At 42.2% G+C, this 13442-nt stretch carries 15 protein-coding genes; 10 read left to right on the forward strand and 5 right to left on the reverse strand.

Going from position 1 to position 13442, the window contains the following annotated elements:
• Positions 1–19: 19 nt before the first annotated feature.
• Both QZY95_RS10120 and QZY95_RS10125 read right to left on the reverse strand, forming a co-directional pair.
• The gene (locus QZY95_RS10120) at positions 20–1939 is read right to left on the reverse strand and encodes a molybdopterin-dependent oxidoreductase (protein WP_290923019.1); all 1920 of its coding nucleotides are present in this window, start codon (positions 1937–1939) and stop codon (positions 20–22) included.
• A 208-nt stretch (positions 1940–2147) separates the two neighbouring features.
• On the reverse strand, positions 2148–2579 hold the full coding sequence (locus QZY95_RS10125; protein ID WP_290923021.1) for an ACT domain-containing protein: 432 nt from the start codon (positions 2577–2579) through the stop codon (positions 2148–2150).
• 311 nt (positions 2580–2890) lie between these two features.
• Between QZY95_RS10125 and QZY95_RS10130 the strand changes: the two genes are divergently transcribed.
• Entirely contained in the window at positions 2891–3937 is a 1047-nt protein-coding gene (locus QZY95_RS10130) for an FAD-dependent oxidoreductase (protein WP_290923201.1), read from the forward strand.
• A 22-nt stretch (positions 3938–3959) separates the two neighbouring features.
• Positions 3960–4463 carry a 4Fe-4S dicluster domain-containing protein gene (locus QZY95_RS10135; RefSeq protein WP_290923023.1) on the forward strand — a complete coding sequence of 168 codons (504 nt, stop codon included), beginning with the start codon at positions 3960–3962 and terminating at the stop codon, positions 4461–4463.
• 93 nt (positions 4464–4556) lie between these two features.
• On the opposite strand, the gene bcp is transcribed toward QZY95_RS10135, so the two are convergent.
• Entirely contained in the window at positions 4557–5030 is a 474-nt protein-coding gene (bcp, locus tag QZY95_RS10140; protein WP_290923025.1) for a thioredoxin-dependent thiol peroxidase, read from the reverse strand.
• A gap of 167 nt (positions 5031–5197) precedes the next feature.
• Between bcp and QZY95_RS10145 the strand changes: the two genes are divergently transcribed.
• On the forward strand, positions 5198–6457 hold the full coding sequence (locus tag QZY95_RS10145) for a histidine-type phosphatase (protein WP_290923027.1): 1260 nt from the start codon (positions 5198–5200) through the stop codon (positions 6455–6457).
• Positions 6458–6651: 194 nt separating this feature from the next.
• Here QZY95_RS10145 and QZY95_RS10150 read toward each other — a convergent pair whose 3' ends face one another.
• Positions 6652–7968, reverse strand: a complete 1317-nt coding sequence (locus QZY95_RS10150) for a M23 family metallopeptidase (protein WP_290923029.1) — start codon at positions 7966–7968, stop codon at positions 6652–6654.
• Between the two features lie 311 nt (positions 7969–8279).
• Positions 8280–8705 carry a CBS domain-containing protein gene (locus QZY95_RS10155; RefSeq protein WP_290923032.1) on the reverse strand — a complete coding sequence of 142 codons (426 nt, stop codon included), beginning with the start codon at positions 8703–8705 and terminating at the stop codon, positions 8280–8282.
• Positions 8706–8884: 179 nt separating this feature from the next.
• On the opposite strand from QZY95_RS10155, the gene QZY95_RS10160 reads away from it, so the two are divergent.
• The 7 genes from QZY95_RS10160 to QZY95_RS10190 all read left to right on the forward strand — a co-directional run bounded on the left by QZY95_RS10160 (position 8885) and on the right by QZY95_RS10190 (position 13437).
• Entirely contained in the window at positions 8885–9529 is a 645-nt protein-coding gene (locus tag QZY95_RS10160) for a protein-L-isoaspartate(D-aspartate) O-methyltransferase (protein WP_290923034.1), read from the forward strand.
• Positions 9530–9533: 4 nt separating this feature from the next.
• Complete coding sequence (locus QZY95_RS10165) at positions 9534–10118, forward strand: VTT domain-containing protein (protein WP_290923036.1); 585 nt, start codon at positions 9534–9536, stop codon at positions 10116–10118.
• Positions 10119–10196: 78 nt separating this feature from the next.
• On the forward strand, positions 10197–11099 hold the full coding sequence (locus tag QZY95_RS10170) for an Mrp/NBP35 family ATP-binding protein (RefSeq protein ID WP_290923038.1): 903 nt from the start codon (positions 10197–10199) through the stop codon (positions 11097–11099).
• Positions 11100–11321: 222 nt separating this feature from the next.
• The gene (gene pgsA, locus QZY95_RS10175; protein WP_290923040.1) at positions 11322–11873 is read left to right on the forward strand and encodes a CDP-diacylglycerol--glycerol-3-phosphate 3-phosphatidyltransferase; all 552 of its coding nucleotides are present in this window, start codon (positions 11322–11324) and stop codon (positions 11871–11873) included.
• Positions 11874–11942: 69 nt separating this feature from the next.
• Positions 11943–12215 carry a hypothetical protein gene (locus tag QZY95_RS10180; protein WP_290923042.1) on the forward strand — a complete coding sequence of 91 codons (273 nt, stop codon included), beginning with the start codon at positions 11943–11945 and terminating at the stop codon, positions 12213–12215.
• A 2-nt stretch (positions 12216–12217) separates the two neighbouring features.
• Entirely contained in the window at positions 12218–12529 is a 312-nt protein-coding gene (locus QZY95_RS10185) for a septum formation initiator family protein (protein ID WP_365971214.1), read from the forward strand.
• Entirely contained in the window at positions 12526–13437 is a 912-nt protein-coding gene (locus QZY95_RS10190) for a hypothetical protein (RefSeq protein WP_290923044.1), read from the forward strand. Before QZY95_RS10185 ends, QZY95_RS10190 begins: the two co-directional genes overlap by 4 nt.
• The last annotated feature ends 5 nt before the right edge of the window (positions 13438–13442 follow it).

A 13442-nucleotide genomic window follows, 5' to 3' on the forward strand; every position in this document is an offset into this window, starting at 1 on the left:
CTCACGCTTTTTATTTTTATCAGACTGATTCGATACGTACGCGCTGGCTGTAGTATGCAGCATTATCACCGACGTCCGTTATATGCTCTTCAATTATTGCATTAGGGCTTCGGTTATACATCATCCACCCGCCACGTCGGATAATAACTGCTTCTGGATGTACCGTAGAGTCAGCACACGCTTGTATTGGCAGTTTACCTATTGGAGATACGAGAAGCGCAGAGCTTTCAGGTTCGATACCGTTTTGTTCCAGTGTAGTAGGGTGGAGGTAAGCTTTTAGTTGTTCCTGCTGTTGTTCTTCCGGAATTTGTGAATGCTCATAATCCTTATTAATTAATGAGAGCAGCGTTAATGGGAAGCTGGCATCGCGCTGTGGTTCTGGATGAAGATAAGGTTCAGGCAATTGGTATTTACCATCAGGATGACCAAATATGAAATCACTGAAAGCGATTTGCTTACGATCTGTCGGTAGAAATCCCTTTTTTCTGATCATCTCTAAGGGCTTTTCTGTCAGATTCGTTATGGCCGGTGTATTCAGTGCCTGTTGTAAAATCGCATTGCGGTCAGGAAATGGTATATTCAAGCGTTCAGCAAGCTCACGAATTATGTCGTAGTCAGCTTTTGCTTCCCCTGTAGGCTCTACGACCTTTGCGCTGTGTTGAATGTAATTGTGGAAGTATGACCCTAAGATATCTTCCTTTTCATAGATAAGTGCGCAAGGAAGAATAATGTCAGCCCGTTTGGCGGTATCGTTCATAAAAGCATCTACAACCACAACCATATCAATAGAGGTAAAAGCTTCTGCCATTTTCACAGCATTGGGTGTTTGGTTGATTGCATTTGTACCATCACACCATAAGAACTCAATATCTCCGGCTTTCAAAATTTCATCAGCAAGTTTGGGAAGTAGCAGTTTGCGAGGAGGAGTTTCTCTAGAACGCCATGTTGAATTAAAGTTTCTACCTGTGCTGAATCCTGCGTAACTACCGGCTCCTTTTTTACCTACGTTTCCAGAGAGCATGGATAACGCGTTTATGAATCGTACATTCTCTCCTCCAAAAACATAGCGTTGGAGTCCCCATCCAATAATAGTTGATACAGCTTGGCTTTCGTCGCTGTAGACGGAGAAAAGCAGTTCAAACTCTTTTAGAGAAACACCACATAGTTTCAGAAGCTCATTACACTTAAGCGTATTGAGATAGCTCAGAAATGGTGTGCTGTTTGAAATGTGACGCGTTATGGCATCAGAAAATCCCGTTTCTGAGAGGCGGGCGAGAACTGCAGCAGCAAGAAAACGGTCTGTTCCCGGGCGCAGTTGAATGTGCTTGTCACTGAGGTGGATGCGCTGTCCTTCTTCTGGAGAAGCAGGTGAGATACTGATTATTTTGCATCCTGCTGCGCGTGCTTCATTGAAAAGCTTGGCTGTGTGGACAGAAGAACGAAATACATCTCGCCCCCAGTTAACAATGTAGTCAGCATTAAGGAGTTCAGCGGGGTCGTTTTGGTCTAATTCTCCAAAATCAAGAATACTTGCTTCAATGATAGCATTGTCGCAGAGCGCCCCACGTGTGGCAGATGCACCAAGTTTTCCGAAAAGGTAGCGGCTTGTATCAGCAATGACTCCTCGAAAGCCGTACCCTCTGATATGGAGCATGCGTTCGGGAGTATTTTGTAGCGATGAAATTTTATTGGCGATCGCATCTAAGGCTTTTTCCCACGAAACAGGGGTAAAGTTATCCCCTTTACGCATTAGGGGTGTTGTTATGCGTTTTGGGTCAGCAATACGGGTTAGAGCATGTTTTGCTTTTTTACAGGTGAATCCTTGAGTAATGGGGTGCTCGGGATTGCCTTTGATGGACAGTGAACCATCATCATGAACTGAGACAATTGTTGAACAACAGTCAGGACAGTCCAACGTGCATGCTGAAATGTGTTTCACGTTTTTTCTCCTAAAACGGCATTAGCATTGATACTTGAGTTACCCTTCAGCGTGTTCGCTGTATAGCCTTATAGGTAGGGCAACAGTATACGGTGACAGCACATGTGGCCTTGTAATGTTATCAGATAATTTTTTACATACTGTGCTGTTGTTTTTACAGCCATTAAAAAAGAAAAAGCCGGTTAGTCCGGCTTTTTTGTTGGTAAATTTATTGAGCGTGTAGTTTTGTCCCCGGAATGATGGGGATATTGTTTTCTGATAGAATTTCTACAGCCTGATCTGTTTTATCAAAGCGGAAGATCAAGGTTGCGTTTGTGCTGCCCGGCATAACAAATGCGTACATATACTCAACGTTAATGCCATTATTACCGAGAGTGTCGAGGATATGGTTTAACCCACCCGGTTTGTCTTCTACTTCAACAGCTACAACATTTGTTTTTCCAACAGTAAAGCCTTTATCTTTAAGTACGGATTTTGCGTTTTCACTATTGTCTACGATAAGGCGCAAGATTCCAAAGTCTGTTGTGTCAGCTAGCGAGAGAGCTCGAATATTAATGCCATTCGTTGCAAGAGTGTTTGTAACTTCTGCAAGGCGACCGGCCTTGTTTTCCAGAAAAACGGAAATTTGTTCTACTTTCATGAGCAATGCCCCTTATGGTCTTCAGATACATAGAGATAGATTTTTATTTCTACCATTTGAAATTGCGACGGGCAATATTTAATACAACATTGTCAAAAATTGACATTGAAAATTTGTGATGTGCAGAATTCATCGATTTAAAAAAGTACGGATTGTGCCGATTTTCACACAATTTCATGCTTGCAAGCTGGTAGATGTGATGTATATTACAGATTCTGACAAATAGATTGATTATTCAATGAATAATCAATCAGAGAATATATACATTTAAGAAGGGGTGTGTGGTGTCGTTATCTGTACATTCTGGTGTAATGAATTTTGGTTTTTTACAGACCGACAGTGCACCTGCAATAGAAAGAAGTGTGGGAATTATTGGTGCTGGCCCATCAGGGTTGGCTGCAGCGGGGCTATTGGCAAGTCAGGGGTATGAGGTTCATGTTTACGATAAGCTTCCCAAGCCAGGGGGGCTTATGGTTTTCGGTATTCCAAGTCATCGAATTCCTGTGGACAGGATTAACAGAGGTGTTCGTGATCTGGAAAGACGCCTAGGTGTCACCTTCAGAACAAATACGAAAATATGCTGTAGTGCTCCAATGCATGAAGAAGAGGGCGATCATTTTGCGGCAGACATTCTGAGCTTGTCTGATTTAACTGATAACCATGATGCTGTCGTTGTCTGTTCTGGTTCATGGAAATCAAGAAGATTAACTATAGAGGGGAGCTCTCTGGACGGAGTGTATTCCAGCCTTCAATTCCTTTTTCCAATCCGTGCAATAAAATATGCTCACAGTAACGTTTCTATGCCGGATGTAAGTGGGAAAAAGGTTGTGGTTATTGGAGCTGGGCACTCTGCTGTTGATGTTGTTGATTCGGCTCGAACTCTTGGAGCTGAAAGTATCAGTCTGGTGTATCGAAGAACAGCTGCAGAGGCTCCTTGCGGTAAATTTGAAATAGATCGCATTCAGGAAATGGGTGTTTCATGGCTTGAGAAACGTTCTCCTGAAGTTATTCAGGGCGTTAACCGTGTAGAAAAGCTTATTGTCCGAAATTCTCTTACTGACGAGCTTGAAGAGATGGAGGCTGACGTCGTTGTTAGTGCCATTGGTGAAATTCCAACTCCACCTTTTCAAAAAGAACTTGGTTTAGAAAACGTGCGCAAAGGCGATGTCCGATGGCTTAATATGACCGCAATGGACAATGTTTTTGTAGCGGGAGACGTTCTGACCGGTCCGAGCAAAATTGGTAAAGCTGTATATAGTGGGTTAAGAGCAGTACGGTCATTAACTAATTGGCTGGATTTGAAAGCTCAGTCTCGTGAAAATGAATACAATTTTGAAGCGGATAAAATTTCGCGGTAGCAACAAGGAGTAAGTGACCAAAATGGAAGAACAGAAGACACTTTTTGTTGATTACTCTAAATGTATCGGGTGTGAGACCTGTGAGGCTGTTTGCCGATTTTTGTATGATACTCCGCGTATCGCAATGTCCCGTACTATCGATGGAGAAATTGTCCCTTTGTACTGTCAGCATTGTGAGAAGGCTGCGTGTCAAAAAGTTTGTAAACGCGGTGCAATTTCACGCGATGGAGACGGTGCAGTTTTACATAATGCTATGAAATGTCGTGGGTGTGAAACAAAAGACTGTTTGATTGCATGCCCTTACGCAGCGTTTTTTGCCACATGTAAAGGTGTAGCAGTTGCAAAGTGTGACTTATGTAAAAAACGTCGTGCTGAGGGAATGCAGCCTGCATGTGTAGAGATGTGTCCGTGTGATGCTATTAAGTACGTCGATCGTAACAGTGTTGAAAGGCTTAAGACCGAGGCTTCGGAAGAAGCTTTTAAGCGTGTAATGGCACACATCCGTCCTAAGAAATTTGTCGATTAGTTAGACGACAAGGCTAGTAGGGCGGTCTATTCTAAAAATAGAATGTTGTAAGACGGTGTGAAATGAAAAGGTGGAGCTTAGCTCCACCTTTTTTTATGCGTTATTACGTAAGTATTCCAGAATGGTTTCGGCATGCTCAGCAGTTTTAAATTTATTGAAAACCTGCTCGATGACGCCATCTTTCCCGACAAGAAAGCTTATGCGGTGTATTCCGTCATACGTTTTTCCCATAAATTTTTTTTCTCCCCAAACTCCAAATTTTTCAGCAATTTCGTGGTTTTCGTCAGAAAGAATTGAAAATGCTAAGAGTTGTTTTTGAGAAAATTTTTCTAATTTTTTGATGGGGTCGGGGCTTATCCCTAAAATAGCAATTCCCATAGAGTTGAAAGCGTCAAGGTTGTCACGCAACCCTACTGCTTGCTTTGTTCACCCCGGGGTAGATGCTTTAGGGTAGAAATAGACAAGAACTTTTTCTTTATTCTTGAAGTCCGCTAAACATACTTCTTCACCTGCTTGATCCATGAGGCAGAAGTCTGGAGCGATGTCGCCTTGCTGTAAAGGATTCATGGCAACTCCTTATCAAAAAGATACATGTTTCTGGATGGTTCACTATACTAATGTCTATAGCTTATTAATCCATCGCTGTGTGGTATTATGGAATACTAAGCTATTTGCTTTTATATTTGTAAAACTTGTTTGAGTAAATTTTCATTGAGTAAAAAACAGGTGTCAGCATGAGTGATTGGCAAGTGAAGAAAGTTGTAATTTTGATGCGTCATGGAGTTCGTGCCCCTAATCAAACTATGGAACAGCTCTCTGCATGGTCAAAAAGAACATGGCCTGTCTGGTCTGTTTCTCCAGGGAACTTAACCGAAAGAGGGCGGGAACTTTTGCTGACATTGTGGCGTAGGCTTGCTCAAGAAGAACCATACAGGAATATTCTTTTTGATGGAAAAGGGCGTGTAAAAGAAGACGATATCTATGTACATGCCGATGTTGACGAACGCACGCAGTCAAGTGCTGCTGCATTACTGGATGCGATTTCACCTCAAAAAAAACTTGGATATTACGTCTTAGAGGGGAAAGAAAGAGATCCACTATATCACCCCATTCAGGGAGATGTGTGTCATGCTTCCCGTGAAAAGGATGAGGCCGAAATTGTAGAGCTTGTTGAAACAACGTTTTCTGTTCTTGCCGAAAAATACTCCGAACAACTTTACTTTGTAAATAATTTGCTTGGACCAATACCCGACGACACTTGTAGAACATATGGTGTAGATTCTAGCTGCCAGTTACTAGATTTAACCCCACGGGTTAACTTCTCAAATAGTGGCAGAACCGTAAGTCTACGTGGCGCACTGGGAATCAAGGCGACACTTATTCAAAATTGGCTTCTGGAATATGCAGAATGGCCGGATAGACTTCCCGGATGGGGGCGGATTACCCCTGAAATTCTTTCAGGATTGCTGATTGCTCGTGCAGATATTTTTAACTGTATAAATCGGGAAAACAGATACGCACGAGATAGAGGGAGTGCCATTTTATTGGAAATGATGCAGGCTCTTATGGGTACGGGTGAAAGGGCAGGCAATTCAGCTAAATTCATTGTTTATGTTGGGCATGATACAAATATTGCACACATCAGTCAGACTCTAGGATTGAACTGGGATTTGAAAGGATTCGCCTTCAATGACATTCCTCCAGCTGGTTTGTTACAGTTTACATTATGGGAAAGAGCGTCAGGAGGGCAAAAAGTGACTGCTGATTTCATTTCCCAACCTATGTCCGTCCTCCGAAGCAGGGAGCCAGATCGCGTCAGCCCATACGTATCCATTATTCCTTTAGAGTTTTCTACAAATCAAAACGCTCAAAGAGCTTTCGCTGTTTCGTTGGAAACATTTGAGCGGAGCGTTTTGCAATGCATTAATTCGGAATGTCTTCCTGTTCGTGATGGAGCGAGAGCCTTGGTGAAGCGTACAAGCTTTACAAGTTAACATAATCACAATGCGCTTTTTTTGCCCTTTTTAATTAAGTTAGTAAAAAAAATAACGGAACGTTATTTCAATAAATGGAGCAACGTAAGAAATCGTACATCATAAAGGTGGGCGTACATCAGAGGCGAGTAGAGGTAACAAAAAAGCCCGTATGAAACTTCATACGGGCTTTTGCTATATTGGATAGAGTCGGTTTATTTAAAATTAAGTCTATCTGTAATGTTGTATTGGATCCAGCGAGGGTCAAACCACTCTACTGGTGTTACTGGAATGCCTGATACGATGACGCCAAAGTGCAGATGATCACCGCCGGACATGCCGGTGGAACCGGAAATGCCGATAACATCTCCTTGGTTAACGACAGAACCGACGGATGTACGTATTTCTGTCATATGTGCATACAACGTTTGTAAACCTAACCCATGATCTACAATCACAACATTTCCGTAAATACCGAGGTTACCCGTGTATACTACAGTGCCTTTATTCGCGGCTGGAATCGGCGATTGCTTACGGGACGCGAGATCAAGTCCTAAATGTGTTTGCTGGTCAATAACTTCGCCATTATACATGTAACTTCTTCGGTCTCCGAAGCCTGCTCGTGTAGCGGAGTTAGGGAAACGCAAAAACTTGCTTTTCCATAAGATTGACGAAGAGGTTTGACGTCCTATTTTGATAAGTGCAGCTCGGTTTTCTTTACGAATTTGCTTGTTTACAACAAGAAAACGTTCCAGATTTGTTTTTGCGTTAGGAGTGTCTTTTGCAAAAGCAGGCATCTTAGTGTTCAAAAAACGATCGCTTAGACGAATTTTGTCGTGCCTGAATTTGCGGGAAAGAGGGTTAATTGAAAAAGGCTGATTGTACACGTTGCCAGCAATATCCATTGCGTATGCAGTCGGGTTGTACTCTTTTTTATCTATGTCATGTGGGAAGGCAAACAAGCAAATGTAGGTCCCATCAGCTTGTTTGTAACCTGGGAAGAACAAGTCATTTACCTTGACGCCGGATGTATCTACAGGCTCGGATACTGTATAAGCAATTACGCCGGTCCCGCCTTGCCATATGTTTGGAGGCAGAGACTTAATAGCAATACTTGGTGGAGTATTGTCCATCCGCATGCTTATTACTTTCCGTGTAGTGTTTCCTTTTCCGAATGCGGCAAGGGATGTGTCAGTAGCAGTCACAATCATCTCAAACGCGCCATCGGATACGTCTGCGTTTGCAAGGGGAACATTCAGAGTGATAGACTTTTTACCTAACTCAAAATCTGTTGAGTATAATGGTATGGTTTTAGAGTTTTTACGAACTGCGATGGAAAGGTTTTTTAATTCTGAAGTAACATCATGCAACGATATAGTGACCGTGCTGTTTTTATTTACTCGAGCATTTTCTTTATCAACAGCAACAATCGGACCTTGCTGGTCTTTAAACAAAAGCCAGCCAGCAATTGCACCGCCGCAGATGAGAGATAAGAATACAATGAAGAAAAAGGTTTTTTTAAGGCTCGCCATGGGCAGTCCCTTGTACAACGTTAATGTGATGGAACGGGGTAATAATTAATATTACCTAGGACAGGAGTTTATATTGGTGCAGTTGCAGCTTTATAGGTAAAAAAGCGTGCGCCGACACGATGGTTATAGATAACCATAACCCAAAAAATCGATTATTTCATGATATTTGTGAATATGTCGGAGAATGCGGATTGATGATAGTTCCAGCATCCTGATAGAGCTATATGCACAGCAGCCGGACAGAGTCTACCTAGATACATGGAATCTAACAAGTCAAAGTATCAGCTGCTATGCATATTATAGTCTTGGCGTTACGTGTCTAAAGCATCCATTAGATCTATTGTAAGGCGTAAAAAGTCTGCCTCTGTAATAATTCCAACAAGAATGTCTTTTTCAACTACAGGTAGACAGCCATATTTATGGTTGAGTAGAAGTTCAGCAGCATCGCGAAGACTCGCTTGTGGAGCAACCGCGAATACATCGCTGCGCATTATTTCAGAGACTGGAATAGAGGCTTCTATTTCGTCTTGAACTTCTCGGTCTATGTCGGCAAGTTTTGAGAGTGTTGAAGAAAGAATGTCTCTATGGGTAATAATTCCCACAAAAATATTTCCATTTTCGACGACAGGAATATGCCTGATTCTCGCTAGCTCCATGAGAGATTTGGCAGCCATTAGTGAATCAGATTTTTTAAGTGTGAACAGATTCGTGGACATCAGGTCTTGTACATGCAGCATAATTGTCTCCATTGATTTCTAATTTACACAATGTTCATATGATGTTGCAGAGCTTCAAGTCGTTGTGACGGTTGACTTGTGTTAAAAAATCTGCTTCTCAATCCCGACAGGTATGATGTCCAGTGTAACGTTTGGCTGTTTTTCTGACTATGACTATTTCACGTTAAAGGAATGTTATTTTGCCGTATGATTTGAAGCGTAACAGAGAAAGAATGGTTCGCGAACAACTTGAAAAGCGACATATCTCTGATCCGAAGGTGCTCCAGGCGATGCGAACTGTTCCACGGCATAAATTTGTGCAGGATGCAATGCGGCTGAGCGCTTACGAAGATAATGCGCTACCAATCGGATATGGGCAGACAATATCTCAGCCGTATATTGTTGGACGGATGTCAGAAGCTCTTGAGGCAGAATCTCAAATGAGTGTGCTTGAAATTGGTACTGGTTCCGGCTATCAAGCAGCAGTACTCGAGGTTATGGGGCTTACGGTTTATTCCGTAGAAAGAATTCCTGAGTTGCATTACGCTGCGACACGCCTTTTTGCTGAACTCGGTTATACCTCTGCACAATTTAAACTTGATGACGGTACACTGGGCTGGCCAGAACATGCTCCATTTGATCGAATTTTAGTGACTGCTGGTGGCCCTGAAATACCAAAGCCTCTTGTTGACCAATTAGCTGATCCCGGTGTCCTGGTTTTGCCTGTTGGGCGAGCAAAACGTACTCAACAACTCGTGCGAATACGAAAAAATAACGGTGACATCACACTGGAAAAGCTGGGCAGCGTTGCTTTTGTTGATCTGGTAGGTGCACACGGATGGTAACTTAATGAAGTTTATGTCACGGATGATGGACTGGGTTTCCCGATCTGCCCGTTCTACAAAGGCTAAATGGATTCTCGCTGTTATAGCATTTACTGAATCGATAATCGTTCCGCTTCCGCCTGATTTATTACTTATCCCAATGGCATTGACCAATCGGCAGAAGGCCTTTCATTTTGCAGCCATTTGTAGCGTTGCATCGGTTTTCGGTGGTGCAATTGGTTATTATATTGGATATAATTTTATGGACTATTTAGGGATGCCTATTGTTCGTTTTTACAATTTGTCCACTGAATATATTGCAATTAAAGATTGGTACGACACGTATAACGCTTGGGCTGTGGCCGTAGCAGGCTTAACAACTATTCCATATAAACTGTGTACGTTGTCGGCGGGTGCATTTAAAGTCAATTTCGGTATTTTTATTATCGCTTCCGTTCTTAGCCGCAGTCTGCGTTTCTTTGCGATCGCTGGAATTATCTACGTTTTTGGCGAACGAGCACGTTATTTTTTAGAGAAACGTTTTGATTTGGTTCTGATTGTGGCTCTTATTCTCGGAATTGCCGGTTTTGTTGCATTGAAATTTCTCTAATGGCTAATTTGTCTACATAGTTACTTGACTGTGTGGATAAACTGCTTATGTAGCCATTAAATATAAGGAGTTGCAAACATGTCTTCTTGCAGCGGTTGCTCCTCTTCCAAGGAAATTACTCCTGGGAAAGAGATTAAAGCGAGCCCAAAAAAGAATATTCAGGATGAGATGATTAACTGTACGCTGGATAAGATCCGCCACAAGTTATTCATTATGAGCGGTAAAGGTGGCGTGGGCAAAAGCTCTGTTACCGTAAATACTGCAGCAGCACTTGCTGCTAAAGGGTTTAAAGTAGGAATTTTGGATGTTGATATCCATGGTCCAAGTATTCCTGGCTTGCTTGGCGTTAAAGATTCAGGCCTTGAAGCTGATAGAGGCGGGTTGCTTAACCCTGCGCAGGTGAATGAGAATTTGTATGTCGTTTCTATGGATTCTTTGCTGAAAGATAAGGATACTGCAGTGCTTTGGCGTGGTCCAAAGAAAACAGCTGCTATCAGGCAGTTTGTATCTGACGTGAATTGGGGAGAATTAGATTTTCTGTTAATCGATTCCCCTCCGGGCACAGGTGATGAACATATGACTGTTCTGAAAACAATTCCTGATGCTACATCTGTCGTTGTGACTACTCCGCAGGAGGTTTCTCTTGCTGATGTGCGTAAGGCTGTTAACTTCCTTCAGTATGCCAAAGCAAATGTTCTTGGTGTTGTTGAAAATATGAGTGGCCTTGCTTGTCCTCATTGTGGTGAAGAGATCGAGCTGTTTAAAAAAGGCGGCGGTAAAAAGCTTGCTGAAAAATACGGTCTTGAATTCCTTGGTGGAATTCCGCTCGATCCTGCAACCGTAGTGGCTGCAGACAGAGGTGTGCCTGTTGTCATGCTCGATGAGAATACCGCTGCCAAAAGTGGTTTCCTTAATCTTGCCGATAATATTGTGAAAGCATTGGACTGTAGTCTTGAATCTGTTTCTTCAGATCATTCCTAGGTTTTACTGTAAAGAATCCGATGCAGGGTGATCCTTGCAAGGTATTTGAAAAACCATGACGGGTTGCGTCATGGTTTTTTTATATAAAATTAAAAAAAATACTTTAAATAACCTTAGATCATATCAATATATTATAATTTGGTGTCCTAGCAGTCTTTGCACCTCGTATGAACTGTGGTACACAGCGTTATCTTGAATAAACCAGCTAGAGGTAGAGCACACATGTTTAATTTGGCGAACAAGATTACCATGTTCAGAGTATTGTTGGTTCCATTTGTTGTTGTACTATTGTACTTCCCGAATAAGACCACATGCTTACTTGCATTTTTTCTTTTTTCACTTGCGTCTTTTTCAGATCTGGTTGACGGCTTTATTGCCCGTCGCGAAGGCATGGTGACAAGTTTTGGCAAATTTCTTGACCCGCTTGCAGACAAGCTTTTGATCTGTTCCGTACTTATTATGCTTGTGGAATTAGGTTGGGCTCCAGCCTGGGTTGTGATTACGATTATTTGCCGAGAGCTTATCGTAACCGGTTTGCGTGCTATGGCAGCAGATGAAGGGATTGTTATTGCAGCTGATAAATATGGGAAGATGAAAACTGTTTTACAAATGCTTGCACTTTCCCCAATGATTATCCATTATCCACTGTTTGGGTATGATGTTGCCATTATTGGTGAAATACTTCTTTACATTGCGTTGATCCTAACTGTATTTTCTGGCGGCAATTATCTGTTCGGTTTTTACAAAAACTGGTTAACACAGGATGAGCAATAACTAAATTTTTGCTGAGGCATACGAAAGAAGGTACTTTCCCCTTTTATGTTAGACTCGCAAGGAAAATACATGAAAGAACTTGAAGAATTGAAAAGTAGGTTGCGAAATTGCCTGCATACAATTCTAGAGCTGGAACCTGATCTTGATGACATTGAATTGAGTCACGATTTGCGTGATGAATTCGGAATGTTGAAGATGCTGATTGAGCGAATCAATGAGATGGAACTGGTTGAAGATGATGTTGCGCGTATTGAAACAGCAACAGCTAACTTCTTGGAAGAGCTACAACTCCCTATTTCACATGTAAAGGTTACTGCTGAAAAGCGTCGTTTTTTACAATAACTATGTTAGTAAAAAAAATTTTGCTGGCTTTCTCGATTTTGCTTAATCTGACGCTTGTTGCTTATTTGTTAATGAGTGATAATGGCCTGAGTAACTATCAGACCCTTAAAGCTGACACGTATACATTTACTCAACAGCAGGATATGCTTGATGAAAAGGCATACCAGCTGAGTCATGAAATACGACTTTTGCAAAATGATTCAGAATATGTGGAAAAAATTATAAGGGCCCGTCTAGGGTTTGTTAAGAGCTGTGAAATATTATATATATTTCCCGATAGTAAAATAAAGATTCCTGCTGGAGTACATGAATGATTCAAGCAAAGATCAAGTGGTACAAGGAAGTTCTGGAACTCGATCCTGGTTCTAAAGTATTCTTTCCGCTTGCGCGCCTTCTAGTAAAAGAGAAGGATCTTATTGAAGCTGTTTCTGTCCTTAAAGCGGGACTAGAGAGGCATCCTGAGCATTTTGAAGCTCGTTTGCTTTTATTGAACTGCCTTGAACGGGTAGAGGATTTCGATCAGATAAATACAGAATTAGGTGCCCTTGGAGAGATCCTCAAACGGTATCCTAAGTTTTGGAAGATTTGGGCCGGATTGCTTTCCGCTGAGCCGGGGTCGCAGGATGCTGCTTTAGCTATGACTTTTCTTGCTGCTGCATTTGAAGAGACTCCAATTACTTGGCGTGATGTAATTGATAGAGGATTACAGGCATGCTTAGAAGAGAATGCTGAGAATATTCTTCTCCCGCCACCAGACCTCACACGGCAGACTGCTCCTGCTTTTGAGCCTATTCAATCCAATGAAGCCGTATCGTTGGAGCATGAGGTTGCAGAAACGTGTGTGCCGTTAACTTCACCTAACGATGTTTCACAACTGAAAAGTTTAGCAGAATTAGAGGGTGAAATTCCGCTTATACGCAAGCAAGATGCCGTATTTAATGGCATGATGGAAGGGGGGGAGTCCATTTCAGAGCGTACATTGTCCATGGCGCAAATCCTTGCTGACCAAGGTGATCTGAAAGGTGCTCTCGAGATCTGTGACGAACTCACAGAACAAGTAACAAGCAGGGAAGAGCTTGAGAATATTACTGAGCTTCGAACAGCGATTCTGGCAGACAGAAACAATTCTGTGCCGGAAAAAGTAGAAACGGTCACGAGTAAGGACAGAATAGTTCATACTCTTGAAGCGTTAGCTGAACGTTTAGAAGCCAGAGCTTCGTAAGCCTT

The organism is Halodesulfovibrio sp. (assembly GCF_015482765.1).
Taxonomy (GTDB): domain Bacteria; phylum Desulfobacterota; class Desulfovibrionia; order Desulfovibrionales; family Desulfovibrionaceae; genus Halodesulfovibrio.